Genomic DNA, 16,784 nt, shown 5'->3' with positions numbered 1-16,784 from the left:
CTGAGAATTTGTCCTGACCTGCCACTTTTTAATCTTTATAATGGCGAAAACCAATCATATAAGGACTTTTTATGGCCAATTCTCTCAGATCTTACCAAGGTACCAAGCCAAAGTTGGCCGAAGGCGTCTATGTTGATGAAGCTGCAGTTCTGGTAGGTGACATCTTTTTGGATCAGGACGCCAGCGTTTGGCCCATGGTGGCTGCCCGGGGTGACGTCAATCATATTCGCATCGGCAAACGCAGTAGTGTTCAGGATGGCACTGTCTTGCATGTTACCCGTAAGTCGTCGGCCAACCCAGAGGGACACCCATTGCTCATCGGCGATGATGTCACCATAGGGCACAAAGCCATGCTTCATGGTTGCAAGGTAGGTAATCGTGTATTGGTTGGCATGGGAGCCATTATTTTGGATGGCGTCATCATCGAAGACGATGTGATTTTAGGTGCTGGTTCCTTGGTGCCTCCCGGCAAGGTGCTAAAGAGTGGCTTTCTCTATATAGGCAGCCCGGCCAAGCAGGCTCGCCCCTTGACCGAAGCCGAACGCCAATTTCTGCCACAATCGGCAGACAACTATGTCCGCCTTAAAGATGAGTACCTGGCCGAGCAAAGTAGTACTGACTAAGGTAACTCTATCTCACCGGCTCCATTGAAGCACTCCTGCTCAATCAGCGCCTCGGCTTCATCTTCGAAGTCGAAGCGCCACTGTTCAAACAGGCTCAGGATCTCTTGTTCTTCGAGAAAAACCTTGCCACTTAGTTGCTGCATACGTTGTAAACCAACATAGCAAGGAATACTGACCCCTTGCTGCTGGGCCATAAACATGAGCCTGTTTGATTCGGCTTGCCACTGACACAAGTCGCTGAAGATGATCCCCTGATTCATGAGGCCTCTCCTTTCAATTCTTGCCGCAGACTCTCGAGTACAGGCTCAACTTTGGGCATGACACCTCGCCATAAATAGAAACTTCTAGCCGCCTGCCCCACCAACATTCCTAAGCCATCCAGTGTTTTTGCCGCCCCTTGCTCGGCAGCCCAGCGATTGAACGCGGTTGTATGTGCCGAATACATCATGTCGTAGCAATAGCTATGATTGGCAACCACGGTTACGGGAATATCCGGCAGCTCACCATGCAAACTGGCTGAGGTGGAATTAATTATGAGGTCATAGCCCTCATTGAGCTCTTTGCGCCTCAACGCCTGCAATTGCTGTGGCGCAATAGCCGCCAACACCTCGGCCGTACTGTATGTTCTGTTGTAGATATCAATATGGCCGACACCGGCCGCCAGCAGAGAAAGCAGACAACCTCTGGCAGCCCCACCAGCGCCGAGCAGCAAGACCTTTTTATCTTTCAGCGTCAGGTAACAACTAAGATCGGCCACCAAGCCGTAGCCATCGGTATTGTCACCCCGAATTCTGCCATCATCCAGTTTAATCAAGGTATTCACCGCGGCGGCGGTTTCGGCTTCCTGGCTCAACTCATCACAGAGTTGAAAGGCTTGTTCCTTGAAAGGCACAGTGACATTGGCGCCCATCCCCCCGGCAGCAAAAAAAGCCGTGACACTACCGCTGAAGTCATCGATTGGTGCCAGAATCGCTTGATAGCTTAGGGTTTGCCCGGTCTGAGCGGCAAAGGCTGCATGGATAGCGGGTGATTTACTGTGATGAATGGGATTGCCAAAGACGGCATAGCGGTCGGTCATCTGTGCTCCAGAGCAATGGAAGATATATCAGTCTACTCAGCTGCCCAAGGCCAGGCAAGGCTGCCGACCTATGGGGCTTTCAGTGTATACTGACGCCAAAATCGACAACAAAATTCAACACAAAAATGAACTGGCTAAAGAAAATGATCAATCGCAAACCCGAGGCCGAGCGGGACCCCACCCAGTCCAACGCCTATGATCTGATTGGTGGCGACGAGACGATACGCGCCATAGCCAAGAGCTTTTATCAGCAAATGCAAACGCGGCCGGATACTCAGGAACTCCTGTCCATACATCAGGCTCCGCTGGCACAATCGGAACAGAAACTATATGAGTTTCTCAGCGGTTGGTTGGGAGGGCCTCAGCTGTATCAAGCCAAATATGGCCACCCGGCGCTGAGAGCCAGACACATGCCGTTTGCCGTTGATGAAAGAATGCGCGATCAGTGGCTGTCATGCATGAGGGCCTCGCTGGAGGCCAATCTGAAGGATCCTGAACACAGGAAGGTGATTTTCAATGCTATCGCTCAGTTAGCTGACCATATGCGTAACCAATAAGCCAAATAAAGGCTCATTGGTTACCCTCACTAACTATTCGGTGAGCCAATCCCTGGGGTGCAAAAAGTCACTGTATAGCTTGGCTTCGGCAGAGCCGGCTTCAGGTTCATAGGCGTATTGCCAGCGAACCAAGGGCGGCATCGACATGAGTATTGACTCGGTTCGGCCGCCGGTTTGCAGCCCAAACAGCGTTCCTCTGTCATAGACCAGGTTGAACTCTACATAGCGACCTCGGCGATACAGTTGGAACTCGCGCTCACGCTCGCCATATTCGGTATCCTTACGCCGCTCAACAATGGGGGCATAGGCAGGTAAGAAGCCATTTCCGACAGCTTGCATGAAAGCAAAGCAGTGCTCAAAGCCACCTTCATTGAGGTCATCGAAGAAAAGGCCGCCGACACCTCGGGTTTCGTTTCTGTGTGGCAGGAAGAAATACTCATCGCACCATTTTTTGTACTCGGGATAAACCGCTTCGCCGAATGGCTCACAAATCGTTTTGGCTTGCTGATGCCATTCGCGCACATCCTCGAGGAAAGGGTAATAGGGGGTCAGGTCGAAGCCACCACCAAACCACCAGACGGGATCGGCACCTTCTTTACGGGCGATAAAGAAGCGCACATTGGCATGGGTGGTTGGGATATAGGGATTAAGCGGGTGGATAACCAGTGAAACCCCCATAGCTTCAAAGCTTCGTCCGGCCAGCTCAGGCCTGTGTGCCGTAGCCGAGGCCGGCATGGCTGCGCCTTCTACATGGGAGAAGTTCACCCCGGCCTGTTCAAACACGCCACCGCCGTTAAGTACCTTACTGATCCCGCCACCGCCCTCGGCCCGTTTCCAGGAATCGGTAGCAAACTCAGCTTTGCCATCCAGTCGTTCCAGTCCTTCACAAATCTGTTGTTGCAGTTGCATCAAGAATGCTTTTACCTGGTGGGAATCAGGTGCCGTCATGCTCGCTCCTTCTTGCTTGGAATTATTAGCCATTACGCAGGATCTGGCCGCTGCGAATATCTATGATGGTGGAAGGCTGGCGCTGCTGCCCCAACTCCCCTTCGATAAGGGCATCTATCTGCCCGGCAAAAGTTGTTTCAATATCATTCACAGTCAGTGCCGGCGGCTCACCCGCCAAATTGGCACTGGTGGATACCAACGGCTTACCCAAGGTATCACACAATTCCCTGACAACCGGATGGGCCGACACCCTGACGGCTATAGAGTCAAAATGGCCACAAAGCAGTTGGCTCATTCCCTGACGCACCGGCATGACAAAGGTAAAAGGTCCGGGCCATTTGGCAAAAGCCTGCTGCAGTTGCTCATCACTCAGTTGAGACTCGTCCAGATAGGGTTGCAACTGCCGATAGTCACTGGCGACCATGATAAGCCCCTTGTGCCAGGGGCGCTGTTTGATGTCGAGAATTCGGGAAACGGCGGCTTCATTATCGGGATCGCATCCCAAACCATAAACAGCTTCGGTGGGATACGCTATGACCCCTCCATCCAGAAGCAGTTGCTTACTCCCGGCGGCGAGCAAGTGCAGCATTGAGTGTACCTTTTATAGAGACAAAGACGGCTGGGCGCCCTCGGCGACAGCGGAGGTGATTATAGTCACATATTGAGCCGGATCACAGAGTTCGCTTGTACTTACATTCCTTACGGGGACATTCCAGTCTGTCGCCTGCAGCGCCCTTACGTTCTACCAGAATACCGAAACCGCATTCAGGACAAGCTTCTGCCCGAGGAGGAAAATTCACCAAAAACTTGCACTTGGGGTAGTTGCTGCAAGCATAAAAGCTCTTGCCGAACTTGCTGGTCCTATGCTCAAGCACTCCGCTATTACACTGAGGACAAGGCACTTTTTCAGCCTCTTCCTGCTGATCGTGTCGCTCGATATGAGTGCATTGTGGATACTGGGTACAACCAATAAAAATACCAAAGCGCCCTGACTTGACCGCTAACTCATGGCCGCACTGGGGACACTCGGAGCCGGGAATAGGCTGGGAGTCGATGGATTCGTGCTGCACCAAAGGCCGGGTGTAATCGCACGCTGGATAATTATTACAGCCAATGAAGCCACCATGCTTACTGTGACGCACGGAGAGCTCACTGCCGCACTTGGGACAAAGTTCATATTCTTTCTCGAGCGCGTGCGCCCGAGCATTGAACAACTGCTGGTCTATCTTGGCCATGACACATCTCGCTGTTAAAAGAGTTAGGCGAACATTTTACCAGCGCCACACGGATAAAGGGAGCCTGCAACAGGAGTCATCAAACAGCAAAGACAAATGGGGCTGGGATCTCAGTGCGGATGAAGATATATTGTATCCAAAATAACAAAAAGGACCCTCTCTATGCCTCTGCTCACAACTCCAGGAAAATCTCTCGCTTCCATACTGATGACGCTAATGATCAGCGCCTGCGCCGGCCACACACAGACCACGAATCTGTCTCCCGCCATAGCGACAGCTTCCCATGAACAATTACTGCAACACTCGGATGCCCTCTATAACCCAGTGCAATTGCAGCATGTGCTCGCGTCACTACAAAACACAACGGATATGACACAGTGGCAGCAAGGGCTGTTTTATTTGAGGGGATACAGTTATTTCGGTCCCTTCGATAAATTGACCGACACAGATTTTCAGGCCATAGCCAACGCGTTGGCAAGGTTGCCGCAACAGGCAAACTTTTCTATGGATGAGCAGTTTGCCGTAACCCTCTATCTCTATTTCACCAGCGACCAGCAAGCCGGAAAACTTGCACCACTACTGCCGAGGCTCGCCCGCCAGCTGTCTCGATTGGGTAAACAAACTGCCAGTGAAGCCAGAGATTATGCATTATGGGAGACAATTCGAGCCTATGGATTTCTACTTAACCAGAGCCGACAGCGGCTCGATGGCCAGTTGAATAAGCTGCTGTTGCAACAGCACCTCGACGCAGATCTTTTGGGTTTTGTAGCTGGCGACAGATCACCATGGGAGCGGGAAAACGCATATTGGGCCCTGGCCATGTATCGCCTGGCACTGACCCCCAGCAAGGGCAAACAAGCTGACGATGCCCCGACTCCAGAACAACTGGCTCTGGATAAACAGCTCGAAGTCCTGGCACTCAAAGATATTGCCACCAGAGGTGATGCCGGTAAAGACAGCTACACCTTGGGATACCATGTAAACCACTTTGGTGGTCAACTGAGTTGCCAAGAGAAGACTCAGCTTTGCCGCATACCGGACTTACTCTCTGTACTACCGCAAAGACATGAATGTTCAGAGTCTCTATTTATCGTCGCCCAGGATCTCAGCACCGCTGAATTTGCCGAGAGCTGCCAGCGACTAACGTCCCAGGAAAGCCATTTCCACTCTTTGCTCAAAACAGAGCAACAACCTACAACCAACGATCACAACCAGGCGCTGCAAGTTGTAGCTTTCAAAAACTGGAGCCAGTACAACGCCTATGGGCAGTTGCTGTTTGATATAGGTACAGACAACGGCGGCATGTATATAGAAGGTACACCACAGCAACCTGGCAACCAAGCCAGCTTCTTTGCCTTTCGCCAATTCTGGATCGCTCCCGAGTTCGCCATTTGGAACCTGAACCATGAGTACATCCACTATCTGGACGGACGCTTCGTCAAATATGGTGGCTTTGGCCATTTTCCAGGCAAAATGGTGTGGTGGGCCGAAGGCTTGGCGGAATATATCTCCAAGGGAGAAACTAATCCTAAGGCGATTGATTTGGCCACTGAAGCCCTGGAACAGAAAAAGGCTTTGGACTTGGCGAGTATTTTTGCCACCGAGTACCAGGACGGCCAAGATCGTACTTACCGCTGGAGCTACTTGGCTATCCGCTTCCTGGCAGAGCAAGAACCTCAGGCACTCGTTCGCCTGAGCCAAGCCTTGAAAATGGATTATTTTGCCGGTTATGAGCAAGAATTGACGGCCTTAACATCAAAGGAGCCTGCTTTCCAGCAGTGGCTGCAACAACTGGCCCAAACAGCCAAAAGCAGTGACGCGGATACAGCCCCATCAATACGCAAGCTCAATAGGTACAGCTATCGTGACTACCTGCGGCCGGCACACTTGGCCAGCAGCGGCCGTCATCAACACTACTGACAATGTCGTAATCGGATGCTTGATTCAGATAAGAAAGAGTTTAGGGAGGTGCCGGCAAGTCTGGCGCCTGTATTTCCAAAACATAAGAATATGAACAAAAACCGGCTTAGTTGCGGAATGGTAGAAATAAAAGGGGTCGCTTAATGAAAGCCAAACCGGGCAGCTAAATCCGGAAATTAAGCTGCTGCGGCATAGCTAAAACAAATCAGGAGTGTAATCGACCTTCTTCGGGTTGCTCGAAGATAAGATCTTCCATCTGCTCATAGGCAGACTCATTACCGGGCGCATTGAACAATACCATCAGAATCACCCACTTGAGGTCTTCCAACACCATAGCAGGCTCGTCCAATTCCATCACCCTATCGATAACCATCTCCCGGGTTTGCACATTCAGCACCCGAATCTGCTCCAGGAACAACAGGAAACCACGGCACTCGACGTCCAGTTTCTCCATTTCATCTTTGGTGTAGATGCGGAAGGAATGTTGAGTATGCCCTCTAAGGTAGGGAGTATCACTCTCCTGCAGTTCGGCCAACCGCTCAAGCCAGGAAAGCGCCTTGATGATTTCGGACTGATGGAAACCGGCACGGGTGAGTTCTTTGGTCAACTCATCTTCGTCGACCAGCATTTCAACTTCACTATGAACATAGTTTTCAAACAGATACATGAGGATATCAAACATGGCTATTTCCTCTTAAGTCTAACGTAACCACCGGGTACTGCGGCAACCCAACCTTGCAACTCAAGTTCAAGCAATTGTTCCAACACCAGATCCAACGTTATTCCACTATGCTCCACCACAACATCCAAAGGTGTGGTCTCATAATCTACACTAGCTAACAGCGTTTTAAATGGCAACTCAGAGTTATCACTTGGTTTTATATGGTGACTCTTGTGCAAGTCTTCAAGGTGGCAGCTACATAAAGGCGCCAACTCTTCCACTATATCGGCCACAGATTCCACAAGTTTTGCCCCATTGCGAATTAAATCGTGGCATCCCTGGTGTTCATCGCCCATAACGGAACCCGGAACCGCAAAGACTTCTCTGCCTTGTTCTGCCGCCAAACGGGCGCTGATCAGTGAACCACTGCGCCGACGGGCTTCTACCACCAAGGTTCCCATTGCAAGGCCGCTGATTATACGGTTTCGTTTGGGGAAATTCCCGGAAAATACTCCGACAGAAGGCCAAAGTTCACTGATAACAGCGCCATGTACTTGAATATCATCATAAAGGGCTCTATGCCTTCGAGGGTAAATTTCGTCAATTCCGGTTCCCAGTACTGCGATAGTCTTGCCGGTTGACGATAAGGCTCCCCGGTGAGCAGCGCCATCTATGCCGGCAGCCATACCACTGCATACGCTGATGTTCAGGGCATCCAGTTCGGCGCCCCACTGCCAGGCGAGCGACAAACCGGCGCGGCTGGCATCGCGGCTGCCGACCATGGCCAGCGCGGGTTGCAGCAGGGTTTCAACCTGTCCTTTGACGAACAAAATCGGAGGAAAATCTGGGATATGTTTCAACAATGGCGGGTAAAAGGGATCGTCGGGGCAGATTAGATATCTGTCCTCTGCACCCTGCTGCCATTGCAAGGCTTGGTCAACTTTTTCAGGAGCCAACTCCAAGCGTTGGAGCTGTGTCTGGTTTATTGGCAAAGACTGGGGTTCATGTTCCAGCCTCTGTCTCAACTCAGCCACATCCATGTGCAAGAGTAATTGTCTTATCCGGAGGGGTCCCAGTCCAGATACCGCAGCGACAACCAGCCAATCAACCAGACTATTATGCGTCATTCACCTTTCAGTAATATGTCAGGCTTGACCAAAAGGTCATCAACCCTGACAGGGCTCTCGTTCACCATGATGAGCCCGAGAGCTGTCTTGTCGAATACCTTGAACACCATTACCTGACCGCGATAGAGGTCGGGCAGTTTAACGGCATTGTCTGAGCCCATCTTGGCCATCAGGTTGTCGTAAGCAGAGCGTTCGGTCGGTGGCACCGGGATACCATCGCCGTTGATCACCACTTCGGCACCGTCCTTGTAGATAGAGAACACATCGCCGGGCTCTACGCCTTCACGGCTGCCCCGATCCAGATAAAACACATCCAGTTTACCCATGGCGCGAATTTTACGTTCAGATGCCAACACCTTGGCGCCCTCGGTATCGCTGGCCTTGGGAATAAAGTAGGCAGACAACAAGGAGTCGTCTTCTATCGCCAACACTCTGAAACCAGCTTTGGTTTCGCGGAAATTGTTGAGCAGCTTCACCTTGGAAACCTCACCCGACTCCACCACTCGGCCGCTGGCACTGAGGATCACTTCCTGACCCAGCAACTCACCGGTTTCCTTATTGGTAAATTCGCGCCCGGGCTGATACATCCCGACCTTATCGCCTTGTGGCAGATTGGCCTGGATATAGATGATGTCGTCCATCACATGGTGACGGGAATCTCTTTCTCCCCCCAGCACCATAGGTTGTTCCTTGAACCACTCGGGGTCGACCACCCGGTTTTGCACCAGGTAGGGTTGAATCAAGGCCAAATCGACCGCGGGAATGGCACCGCCTTTGGGTTGAACCCTTCCGGCCGGGCTCTTGCGAACATGAGGTTTATTGACCAGCCGGGGTTCACCGTCGATAAACACCAGTGTTAATCGATCGCCGGGATAAATAAGGTGTGGATTGGCTATCTGGGGATTGGCGCCCCAGAGTTTGGGCCAACGCCATGGGTCTTTGAGAAACAATGCTGATATATCCCAAAGGGTATCGCCTTTCTTGACCACATAAGTATCAGGATGACCGGGTTTTAATGTCAGGGTATCTGCTGCAACGAAGGCGCAATTAAATGTCAGTAACGCGAGTAAAATTAACCGTTTCATGGGGGCTTCCATGTTGTCTGGCTCATTAGTGAGAGCTTTTGCTGTTATTGATAGCCGCTAAGGATTAAAATTAACGCAATAGCACAAGTCAGTATAACCAACTGGCACGGATTTGACAGACTTGTTAAGAGTTTATCTATGGCCCTGTTAAAAGTATTACGATTCCCAGACGAGAGATTACGCACGATTGCCCAGCCCGTGACAGAATTTGATTCTGCACTGCAGACGCAAATCGATAATATGTTCGAGACCATGTACGAAGAAAAGGGTATTGGTCTGGCTGCAACTCAAGTCGATTTTCATAAGCAATTGATTGTGATGGACTTGCAGGACGATGTCGAACGTCCAAAAGTCTTTATCAACCCCCAAATTATCAGCGCAAGTGGCGACTTCTGTAATGAAGAGGGTTGTCTGTCTGTACCCGGTATTTATGCCAAGGTGGATAGAGCCGAATTTATTACCGTGACGGCGCTCGACCGTGATGGCAATGAATTTACTATTGAAGCAGACGGTTTATTTGCCATCTGTATTCAGCACGAGATGGATCATCTAAAGGGCAAGCTTTTCGTTGATTATCTGTCACCACTGAAACGTCAGCGGATCAGACAAAAGCTGGAAAAAGCGGCACGTCAGGAAGCTAAAGCCTGAATTAATCCCGAATAATTAGGATCTATTTTGAAACCACTGAAGATCATTTTTGCCGGTACTCCGGACTTTGCAGCGCGCCACCTGCAGGCGCTGCTGGACTCAGAGCATCAAGTCATCGCCGTCTATACCCGAGTGGACAAGCCCGCCGGACGAGGCCACAAGCTAACCCCCAGCCCGGTCAAGGCACTGGCGTTGGAACACGATATTCCCGTCTATCAACCCAAGTCGCTGCGCAATGAAGAAGCCCAGCAGGAGCTGGCAGCTCTGGGTGCCGATATCATGGTGGTGGTCGCCTATGGCCTGATCCTGCCATTGGCAGTGTTGCAGGCTCCCCGCCTGGGATGCATCAATGTTCACGGCTCTATTCTGCCGCGCTGGCGCGGTGCGGCGCCTATCCAAAGAGCATTATGGGCCGGGGACAAAGAAACCGGGGTCACCATAATGCAGATGGATGTCGGTTTGGATACCGGAGACATGCTGCTCAAGACCTCGCTGCCGATAGCCGATGACGACACTTCAGCAACCCTGTATGAAAAACTGGCCCAACAGGGACCGGTGGCACTGATCCAAGCTCTGCAAGCTCTGGCCGAAGGCAAGCTAACCGCCGAGCCGCAGGATGAATCACTGGCCAACTACGCCGAAAAGCTCAGTAAAGAGGAAGCCCGTATCGACTGGCATAAGGCTGCCCGCAATCTGTGGCAGGAGATCCGCGCCTTTAACCCATGGCCGGTGAGCTACTTTGAATGCCAGGGACAAAATATCAAGATCTGGCAGGCTGAAGTGGAAGAGTCCGCCGAGCAGTTTGAGCCGGGCACAGTGGTGCGCGCCGACAAGCGAGGATTAGCCATTGCCACTGCCGATGGCTTATTGGTGTTGAAAAAGGCGCAACTGCCAGGGAAAAAACCGCTGGATATCGCCGATATTCTCAACGCCAGGGGCGAATGGTTCCAGCCCGGTAAGAATTTGGCTCAAGCATCATGAGGCAGAATCTCAGAGCCCTTGCCGCCAAGGCCATCTTTCAGGTACTGGAACGGGGCATGTCCCTCTCGGTTGCCCTGCCCGAACAACAGCAGCAGCTTCACAGCGGCAAAGACAAGGCGCTTTTGGCCGAACTTTGCTACGGCGTAATGCGCACCCTGCCACAACTGGACAAGAGAGTCAGCGACTGCCTCAGTAAACAGTTCAAAGGGAAACAGCGTATCGTCCACCAGCTGCTTCTTGTGGGTTGTTACCAATTGCATTACACCCGGATACCGGCCCATGCAGCCATTTCGGAAACTGCCGAAGCCTGTCGTCAGCTGAAGTTTGAAAACCTGGTCAAGGTAGTCAACGGCGTTTTACGCAATATCCAGCGAGACAATAGCCCACTGGCCACAGATAACCCTGTGCTGGAACACAATACGCCCAACTGGATCCTCAAGGCGCTCACTGCCGCCTATCCGGAAAACTGGCAACAAGTGGTGCAGCAGAGTCACCAGCGGCCGCCACTGTGGCTGCGCAACAACCGTTTATCCCAAAGCCGTGAGCAATATCTGCAACACTTGGCTGAAGCCGAAATTGCCGCCACTCCAGGTCAGGGGGAAGACAGTATATTGCTCGAGCAAGCCTGCGATGTCACCACTCTGCCAGGCTTTAGCGAAGGCTCAGTGTCTGTGCAGGATGGTGCTGCTCAATGGGCCGCCACCCTGCTGGCACCTCAAGCGGGCGAAACCATTCTCGATGCCTGCGCCGCTCCGGGAGGCAAGAGTTGCCATCTGCTGGAGCTGTGTCCGGACATAGAACTGGTGGCGGTCGACAACGACAACAAACGGCTGCAGAGAGTTGCCGAGAACCTGCAAAGGTTGCAACTGAATGCCAAGTTGGTGCACGGCGATGCCGCAAATATTGCTTCATGGTGGCAGGGTGGCAAGTTTGATCGCATATTACTGGATGCTCCCTGCTCGGCTACCGGCGTTATTCGGCGCCATCCGGATATCATGTGGCTGCGTAAGCCGCAGGATATTGAGGAGTTGGCCAAGGTGCAGCAACAGATATTGGATCACTGCTGGCAGTGGTTGAAGCCAGGCGGTGTACTGTTATACGCCACCTGCTCTATCCTGCCACAGGAAAACCGCGATCAAGTTGTCGCCTTCCTGGAGCGTACGCCGGATGCCCGGCTGGAAGCTATCACTCAGGCAGACCAGTCAGATGCGATAGGCTGGCAAATCTTGCCCGGACAGGACAATATGGACGGGTTTTATTACGCGCGAATCGTTAAGTCGAAACTTCAGGGATAAGACGAGGCCATGAAAATAATCATCTTGGGCGCAGGTCAGGTCGGTGGCACCCTTGCAGAAAACCTGGTGGGTGAAAACAACGATATCACCATAGTCGACAGTGACAGAAACCGCCTTAGGGCACTGCAAGACAAATATGACTTGCGGGTGGTTGTCGGTCACGGAGCCCACCCAGGCGTCTTGAAAGAAGCCGGCGCCGAAGATGCCGATATGCTGATCGCTGTAACCAACAGCGACGAATGCAACATGGCCGCCTGTCAAATTGCCTATACCCTGTTTGGCACACCAACCAAGATAGCCCGTATTCGGTCAGAGCAGTACTTGGGGATGCAGGATAAGCTGTTTATCGACAGTGAAACCAAGAGTAATGAACCTCGTACCCGGGGTGGTTTCATCATAGATGAGCTGATTGCCCCCGAACAGTTGGTAACCGCTTACATACAACGCCTGGTAGATTATCCCGGGGCTTTACAGGTTCTGGAGTTCGCCGAAGGAAAACTGAGCCTGGTGGCTGTTCGCGCCTATTATGGCGGCCCATTGGTGGGCAACGCGCTGGCTGCACTGCGCGAACACATGCCGAATATTGATACCCGGGTAGCGGCGATTTTCCGTCAGGGACGGCCGATTATGCCCAGGGGAACCACTATCATAGAAGCCGATGATGAAGTGTTCTTTGTCGCCGACAGTCGCCATGTGCGGGCAGTAATGAGTGAGATGCAGAAGCTGGATAACAGTTACCGCAATATCATGATCGCCGGTGGCGGTAACATAGGTTTGGGACTGGCCAAGAAGCTACAGCGTAATCACTCGGTCAAGTTGATAGAACATCGTCAGGACAGAGCCGAGGCGCTGTCGGAAAAGCTGGAAAATACTACGGTATTCTGCGGTGATGCTTCCGATCAGGAACTCCTGATGGAAGAGCACATAGATCAAACCGATGTGTTTATCGCCGTCACCAACGACGACGAGGCCAATATCATGTCGGCACTGTTGGCCAAACGTATGGGTGCCAAGAAAGTGATGGTGCTTATTCAGCGTGAAGCCTATGTCGATATTGTTCAGGAAGCCAATATAGATATCGCCATTTCACCGCAGCAAGCCACCATCTCGGCCTTGTTGACCCATATCCGCCAGGGGGATATCTGCAACGTATATTCACTGCGCCGAGGCGCTGCCGAGGCGATTGAAGCCATTGCCCACGGTGATTCCAGCACCAGCAAAGTCGTGGGTAAACAGATAGGCGAAATCAAGCTACCACCGGGTACCACCATAGGCGCCATAGTCCGCGACGATGAAGTCTTGATGGCCCACGATAAGACAGTTATCGAACAGGGAGACCATGTCATTCTCTTCCTGGTGAACAAGAAGTTTATCGGCGAAGTGGAAAAACTGTTCCAGCCGAGCGCTTTCTTCTTCTAAGGCTCTGGCCATGCTGAATTTTCGCCCACTACTATTCATCCTAGGCCTGTTTTTGTCCATGCTGACGGCCTTTATGTTTATTCCACTCTTCTTCGCCCTGTTTTACGGCGAAGAAACAGTGGCAGCCTTCATGGCATCGGCGCTGGTCACAGGTACTGTCTCCAGTATCTGTATGCACAGGGGCCAAGGACAGCAGCTTAATTTGAATATCCGCGACATGTTCCTGCTGACCAGTCTCACCTGGTTTATTGTCAGCTTGTTCGCCGCCATGCCCTTTACCCTGTATCACGGTATTGGCTATACCGATGCCTTCTTTGAAACCATGTCGGGGATCACCACCACAGGCTCCACTGTACTATCCGGGCTGGACAGCATGGATCACAGCATTCTTGTCTGGCGTTCGCTGTTGCAGTGGCTCGGTGGCATAGGCTTTATTGTGATGGCGGTGGCCATTCTGCCGTTTCTCAACGTAGGGGGGATGCGGCTGTTCAGAACCGAATCCTCAGATTGGTCCGACAAGGCCATCCCCCGCACCCAGAGCCTGGCCAAATATCTGTTTCTGGTGTATTTGGGGCTGACAGTATGCTGCGGTTTGGCATATCACTTGGCGGGGATGAACTGGTTTCAAGCGCTCAACCATGCCATGACCACGCTCTCCACTGGGGGCTACTCGACTTCGGACAGTTCCATGGCAGCCTTTCCTAAGGCGGCGCACTGGGTCGGCGTGGTATTTATGGCGGCCGGTGGCCTGCCGCTGCTGATGTTTGTTCAGAGTCTGCAGCAACGTAGTATCAAGGTCTGGAATGATGCACAAGTGAAAGGCTTTATTCTTTTTCTGCTGCTGGTGTCTTTCTCTCTGGCTTATTGGCTCTACAGTTCGTGTGAAATAGCCTTTATTGACGCCCTGCGGCTCTCGAGTTTCAACGTGGTTTCCGTGGTCACTACCACAGGCTATGGCCTGACCGACTATGGCAGTTGGGGGGCGCTGGCAAATATCGCTTTTCTGTTCCTGATGTTTGTCGGCAGCTGTTCAGGTTCAACCTCCGGCGGCATCAAGATATTCCGCTTCCAGATCGCCGGCGCCATCATGCGCGAACAGTTGAAGCAGCAGTTTCATCCCAACGGCATTTTCCGCGAGCGCTACAACAACCGACCTATCAATGAAGAGATTGTGCGCTCCTTGGTGACCTTCGCACTGCTGTTTATGCTGGTTATCGTGATGCTGACGCTGGTGTTGGTACTTTGTGGTCTTGACCCTGTCACCAGCCTGTCCGGCGCAGTCACGGCAGTGACCAACGTCGGCCCAGGGCTTGGCCCTGTTATCGGCCCAGCAGGCAACTTTTCCAGCCTGCCGGACTTGGCCAAATGGGCACTGTCGATAGGCATGTTACTGGGCCGCTTGGAGATCCTGACTGTCGCCGTCTTGTTCCATCCCAGCTTCTGGAAATACTGATATTATCTATGGGTGAATTTTATTCAGCTGTAGATAATCGGTCTGCAGGACATACATGCGTTTGACATCCGAGTATTGGCCGTTGATAAAGATCTCCTGCACCAGATGGCCTTCCTCTTTAAAGCCGCACTTCTGATAGAGTTGTAACGCCTTGTCATTCTCCAAGGCCACATGCAGATAAACCTTGTATAGGTTCAGTATGGTAAAGGCGTAGTTGAGCGCCTTGTTAACCATGGCCCTGGCGTAGCCTCGCCCCTGAAACTCAGGCGCTATGATTATCTGAAACTCGGCATTGCGATGAATGTCATTGATCTCCACCAGCTCAACCAGACCTATGGTCTGCTGCTGAGCATTTTCTGCGATAAAGCGCCGCTCTGTCTTGTCATGGATATGCTTGTTGTAGAGCTCTTCAAGCTCATCAAACGATTCATAAGGCTCTTCAAACCAATAAGCCATTATGATGCGATTGTTATTTAGTTGATGAATAAATCTCAGGTCTGTTCTTTCCAACGCACGCAGGCGAATCTCACCGTCTTTCATGACCCCCCCTAAAAGTCGTACCAATAAAGCCGCCCATATTAAGCGGGCAACAGGCACACAGTGCTGACCTTGCAGTCACCTTTTCCACACATACAAAAAAGCGCAGTACCATGACTGCGCTTGGAAAACATCGGCTCTATCAGGAAGCCAAGTCACTCAGGTACTCGGCATAGTGCTTTACGTCTTCCCAGTCCGTGTAGTCGATAACCGTCTTGGGATCGGTTGGCCCGCCGGTCATCTTCATGATCAGCCGGATCATAAAGCTGTCCAGCCAGCCCCAAGAGGGGTAATCCACCTTACCGGCGATAATCTTCACATCCTTGGGCTTCCAATCCGACAGGGCAATGAACTTCTGCAGATACTTGTTGTTTTCCGGGATCCGTTTCTCCGGCTTGCGGGCCACCACATTAACAGAGAAGAAGCTGAGTCCTTTCTCTGCCAGCACCTGTTGGTGTTTGCTGCAAAAAGCGAACACACTCTTGTCGTAGGTGCCATAAAGCACACAAGCACCGAGGACCACGACATCATATTTTTGCCAGTCGATGTTTTCCGCCTCGGCTGCAGCCAAATCCATGCTGTCACACTCATGACCCAACTGCTGTAGTCTTTCAGCTATACAGCGACTGATCTTGGCAGTGTGGCCACCACGGGAGAAGTAGAGCACAAGAATGGATTTCATAAGTTCGCCTATTGAGTGTCTGTAACTTAAATTGTGTAGCTTGTCGCCCGGATTGAACAAGTTGAGAGATCACATAATCGGCTTCAACTCTTGAGAATATTGCCGCAAATTGCGCTGTATCGGTATTTTTCAGGCTAGAATTGCGATCCAGATAAAAGACTGATGATTGTGCTCATCTCCCCATTCAATTAGAATAACCTAATCAAAAGGCGAAGAGGTTCCAAGCTGATGCAAAAAGATATTGATGTCGCAGCCATGCTTTCCAATGCGGAAAACGCTGCCAAATGGCTCAAGGCCATCGCCAACCCTTACCGCCTGATGATCCTCTGCCTACTACTGGATCAAGAGCTGAGCGTCACGCAACTGAATGAAACCGTGCCCCTGAGCCAGTCCGCTCTGTCACAACATCTGGCAGTACTGCGTGCCGAAGATCTGGTGGCAACCCGCAAGAGTTCGCAGGTTGTTTACTACTCGCTCAAGAACCAGCAGGTCACAGAGGTCATCTCTATCCTGCACCGCAAGTACTGCGCTTAGG

The 16,784-nt window shown here is 51.8% G+C and carries 19 protein-coding genes; 9 read left to right on the top strand and 10 right to left on the bottom strand.

Going from position 1 to position 16,784, the window contains the following annotated elements; all coding sequences use genetic code 11:
• Positions 1–71 precede the first annotated feature (71 nt).
• Entirely contained in the window at positions 72–623 is a 552-nt protein-coding gene (locus tag ACWAU4_RS00185) for a gamma carbonic anhydrase family protein (RefSeq protein ID WP_454290403.1), read from the top strand.
• Here ACWAU4_RS00185 and ACWAU4_RS00180 read toward each other — a convergent pair.
• Both ACWAU4_RS00180 and aroE read right to left on the bottom strand, forming a co-directional pair.
• Positions 620–883: a DUF1488 family protein gene (locus ACWAU4_RS00180; protein WP_028780916.1), complete on the bottom strand. Its 264-nt coding sequence runs from the start codon at positions 881–883 to the stop codon at positions 620–622. The two genes, ACWAU4_RS00185 and ACWAU4_RS00180, sit on opposite strands and share 4 nt — an antisense overlap.
• Positions 880–1,701 (bottom strand): shikimate dehydrogenase, encoded by an 822-nt coding sequence (aroE, locus tag ACWAU4_RS00175; protein WP_208125338.1) that lies wholly within the window; start codon positions 1,699–1,701, stop codon positions 880–882. Before aroE ends, ACWAU4_RS00180 begins: the two co-directional genes overlap by 4 nt.
• Before the next feature lie 125 nt (positions 1,702–1,826).
• Between aroE and ACWAU4_RS00170 the strand changes: the two genes are divergently transcribed.
• Complete coding sequence (locus ACWAU4_RS00170) at positions 1,827–2,258, top strand: group II truncated hemoglobin (RefSeq protein WP_208125337.1); 432 nt, start codon at positions 1,827–1,829, stop codon at positions 2,256–2,258.
• Between the two features lie 33 nt (positions 2,259–2,291).
• Here the strand turns inward: ACWAU4_RS00170 and hemF are convergent, their stop codons facing one another.
• From hemF to ACWAU4_RS00155, 3 genes are all read right to left on the bottom strand, one after another.
• Positions 2,292–3,206 (bottom strand): oxygen-dependent coproporphyrinogen oxidase, encoded by a 915-nt coding sequence (gene hemF, locus ACWAU4_RS00165; protein ID WP_208125336.1) that lies wholly within the window; start codon positions 3,204–3,206, stop codon positions 2,292–2,294.
• 25 nt (positions 3,207–3,231) lie between these two features.
• Positions 3,232–3,795 carry an L-threonylcarbamoyladenylate synthase gene (locus ACWAU4_RS00160; protein WP_107006259.1) on the bottom strand — a complete coding sequence of 188 codons (564 nt, stop codon included), beginning with the start codon at positions 3,793–3,795 and terminating at the stop codon, positions 3,232–3,234.
• 82 nt (positions 3,796–3,877) lie between these two features.
• A complete protein-coding gene (locus ACWAU4_RS00155; protein WP_025889805.1) occupies positions 3,878–4,441 on the bottom strand; it encodes a DNA topoisomerase family protein in 564 nt (187 codons plus the stop codon).
• A 162-nt stretch (positions 4,442–4,603) separates the two neighbouring features.
• On the opposite strand from ACWAU4_RS00155, the gene ACWAU4_RS00150 reads away from it, so the two are divergent.
• Complete coding sequence (locus tag ACWAU4_RS00150) at positions 4,604–6,361, top strand: collagenase (protein WP_208125335.1); 1,758 nt, start codon at positions 4,604–4,606, stop codon at positions 6,359–6,361.
• A gap of 205 nt (positions 6,362–6,566) precedes the next feature.
• Here the strand turns inward: ACWAU4_RS00150 and ACWAU4_RS00145 are convergent, their stop codons facing one another.
• From ACWAU4_RS00145 to ACWAU4_RS00135, 3 genes are read right to left on the bottom strand one after another with little or no spacing between them, the layout of a single operon-like run.
• On the bottom strand, positions 6,567–7,043 hold the full coding sequence (locus tag ACWAU4_RS00145; protein WP_025889803.1) for a DUF494 family protein: 477 nt from the start codon (positions 7,041–7,043) through the stop codon (positions 6,567–6,569).
• 2 nt (positions 7,044–7,045) lie between these two features.
• Complete coding sequence (gene dprA, locus ACWAU4_RS00140; protein WP_454290402.1) at positions 7,046–8,149, bottom strand: DNA-processing protein DprA; 1,104 nt, start codon at positions 8,147–8,149, stop codon at positions 7,046–7,048.
• Positions 8,146–9,246 carry a LysM peptidoglycan-binding domain-containing protein gene (locus ACWAU4_RS00135; protein ID WP_025889800.1) on the bottom strand — a complete coding sequence of 367 codons (1,101 nt, stop codon included), beginning with the start codon at positions 9,244–9,246 and terminating at the stop codon, positions 8,146–8,148. The genes dprA and ACWAU4_RS00135 overlap by 4 nt, the downstream gene beginning before the upstream one ends.
• 126 nt (positions 9,247–9,372) lie before the next feature.
• Here ACWAU4_RS00135 and def point away from each other — a divergent pair, with 126 nt between their 5' ends.
• Genes def through ACWAU4_RS00110 form a run of 5 tightly spaced genes read left to right on the top strand, consistent with a single transcriptional unit; the run spans position 9,373 to position 15,030 of the window.
• Positions 9,373–9,882 carry a peptide deformylase gene (def, locus tag ACWAU4_RS00130; RefSeq protein WP_025011820.1) on the top strand — a complete coding sequence of 170 codons (510 nt, stop codon included), beginning with the start codon at positions 9,373–9,375 and terminating at the stop codon, positions 9,880–9,882.
• A 27-nt stretch (positions 9,883–9,909) separates the two neighbouring features.
• Positions 9,910–10,863 (top strand): methionyl-tRNA formyltransferase, encoded by a 954-nt coding sequence (fmt, locus tag ACWAU4_RS00125; protein WP_144166260.1) that lies wholly within the window; start codon positions 9,910–9,912, stop codon positions 10,861–10,863.
• Complete coding sequence (gene rsmB, locus ACWAU4_RS00120; protein WP_144128917.1) at positions 10,860–12,158, top strand: 16S rRNA (cytosine(967)-C(5))-methyltransferase RsmB; 1,299 nt, start codon at positions 10,860–10,862, stop codon at positions 12,156–12,158. The genes fmt and rsmB overlap by 4 nt, the downstream gene beginning before the upstream one ends.
• Before the next feature lie 9 nt (positions 12,159–12,167).
• Positions 12,168–13,577 carry a Trk system potassium transporter TrkA gene (gene trkA, locus ACWAU4_RS00115; protein ID WP_025011823.1) on the top strand — a complete coding sequence of 470 codons (1,410 nt, stop codon included), beginning with the start codon at positions 12,168–12,170 and terminating at the stop codon, positions 13,575–13,577.
• Positions 13,578–13,587: 10 nt separating this feature from the next.
• A complete protein-coding gene (locus ACWAU4_RS00110) occupies positions 13,588–15,030 on the top strand; it encodes a TrkH family potassium uptake protein (protein ID WP_208125334.1) in 1,443 nt (480 codons plus the stop codon).
• Between the two features lie 6 nt (positions 15,031–15,036).
• On the opposite strand, the gene speG is transcribed toward ACWAU4_RS00110, so the two are convergent.
• Positions 15,037–15,570, bottom strand: a complete 534-nt coding sequence (speG, locus tag ACWAU4_RS00105; protein ID WP_454290401.1) for a spermidine N1-acetyltransferase — start codon at positions 15,568–15,570, stop codon at positions 15,037–15,039.
• Between the two features lie 139 nt (positions 15,571–15,709).
• Positions 15,710–16,249 (bottom strand): menaquinone-dependent protoporphyrinogen IX dehydrogenase, encoded by a 540-nt coding sequence (gene hemG, locus ACWAU4_RS00100; RefSeq protein WP_054745270.1) that lies wholly within the window; start codon positions 16,247–16,249, stop codon positions 15,710–15,712.
• A gap of 228 nt (positions 16,250–16,477) precedes the next feature.
• Here hemG and ACWAU4_RS00095 point away from each other — a divergent pair, with 228 nt between their 5' ends.
• A complete protein-coding gene (locus tag ACWAU4_RS00095) occupies positions 16,478–16,783 on the top strand; it encodes an ArsR/SmtB family transcription factor (RefSeq protein ID WP_025011827.1) in 306 nt (101 codons plus the stop codon).
• Position 16,784: the final 1 nt, after the last annotated feature.

The organism is Shewanella sp. FeAMO, assembly GCF_053653955.1.
The sequence above is the reverse complement of the archived record's forward strand: the minus strand, read 5'-3'. Positions and strand labels throughout refer to the sequence as shown.

Excerpts from the sequence above, each read along its gene's own strand:
- rsmB (WP_144128917.1), top strand. The coding sequence starts at position 10,860 with ATGAGGCAGAATCTCAGAGCCCTTGCCGCCAAGGCCATCTTTCAGGTA.
- ACWAU4_RS00160 (WP_107006259.1), bottom strand. The coding sequence starts at position 3,795 with ATGCTGCACTTGCTCGCCGCCGGGAGTAAGCAACTGCTTCTGGATGGA.
- hemF (WP_208125336.1), bottom strand. The coding sequence starts at position 3,206 with ATGACGGCACCTGATTCCCACCAGGTAAAAGCATTCTTGATGCAACTG.
- ACWAU4_RS00135 (WP_025889800.1), bottom strand. The coding sequence starts at position 9,246 with ATGGAAGCCCCCATGAAACGGTTAATTTTACTCGCGTTACTGACATTT.
- speG (WP_454290401.1), bottom strand. The coding sequence starts at position 15,570 with ATGAAAGACGGTGAGATTCGCCTGCGTGCGTTGGAAAGAACAGACCTG.
- dprA (WP_454290402.1), bottom strand. The coding sequence starts at position 8,149 with ATGACGCATAATAGTCTGGTTGATTGGCTGGTTGTCGCTGCGGTATCT.
- ACWAU4_RS00110 (WP_208125334.1), top strand. The coding sequence starts at position 13,588 with ATGCTGAATTTTCGCCCACTACTATTCATCCTAGGCCTGTTTTTGTCC.
- ACWAU4_RS00155 (WP_025889805.1), bottom strand. The coding sequence starts at position 4,441 with ATGGCCAAGATAGACCAGCAGTTGTTCAATGCTCGGGCGCACGCGCTC.
- ACWAU4_RS00095 (WP_025011827.1), top strand. The coding sequence starts at position 16,478 with ATGCAAAAAGATATTGATGTCGCAGCCATGCTTTCCAATGCGGAAAAC.
- hemG (WP_054745270.1), bottom strand. The coding sequence starts at position 16,249 with ATGAAATCCATTCTTGTGCTCTACTTCTCCCGTGGTGGCCACACTGCC.
- def (WP_025011820.1), top strand. The coding sequence starts at position 9,373 with ATGGCCCTGTTAAAAGTATTACGATTCCCAGACGAGAGATTACGCACG.
- aroE (WP_208125338.1), bottom strand. The coding sequence starts at position 1,701 with ATGACCGACCGCTATGCCGTCTTTGGCAATCCCATTCATCACAGTAAA.
- ACWAU4_RS00180 (WP_028780916.1), bottom strand. The coding sequence starts at position 883 with ATGAATCAGGGGATCATCTTCAGCGACTTGTGTCAGTGGCAAGCCGAA.
- ACWAU4_RS00145 (WP_025889803.1), bottom strand. The coding sequence starts at position 7,043 with ATGTTTGATATCCTCATGTATCTGTTTGAAAACTATGTTCATAGTGAA.
- trkA (WP_025011823.1), top strand. The coding sequence starts at position 12,168 with ATGAAAATAATCATCTTGGGCGCAGGTCAGGTCGGTGGCACCCTTGCA.
- ACWAU4_RS00185 (WP_454290403.1), top strand. The coding sequence starts at position 72 with ATGGCCAATTCTCTCAGATCTTACCAAGGTACCAAGCCAAAGTTGGCC.
- ACWAU4_RS00150 (WP_208125335.1), top strand. The coding sequence starts at position 4,604 with ATGCCTCTGCTCACAACTCCAGGAAAATCTCTCGCTTCCATACTGATG.
- ACWAU4_RS00170 (WP_208125337.1), top strand. The coding sequence starts at position 1,827 with ATGAACTGGCTAAAGAAAATGATCAATCGCAAACCCGAGGCCGAGCGG.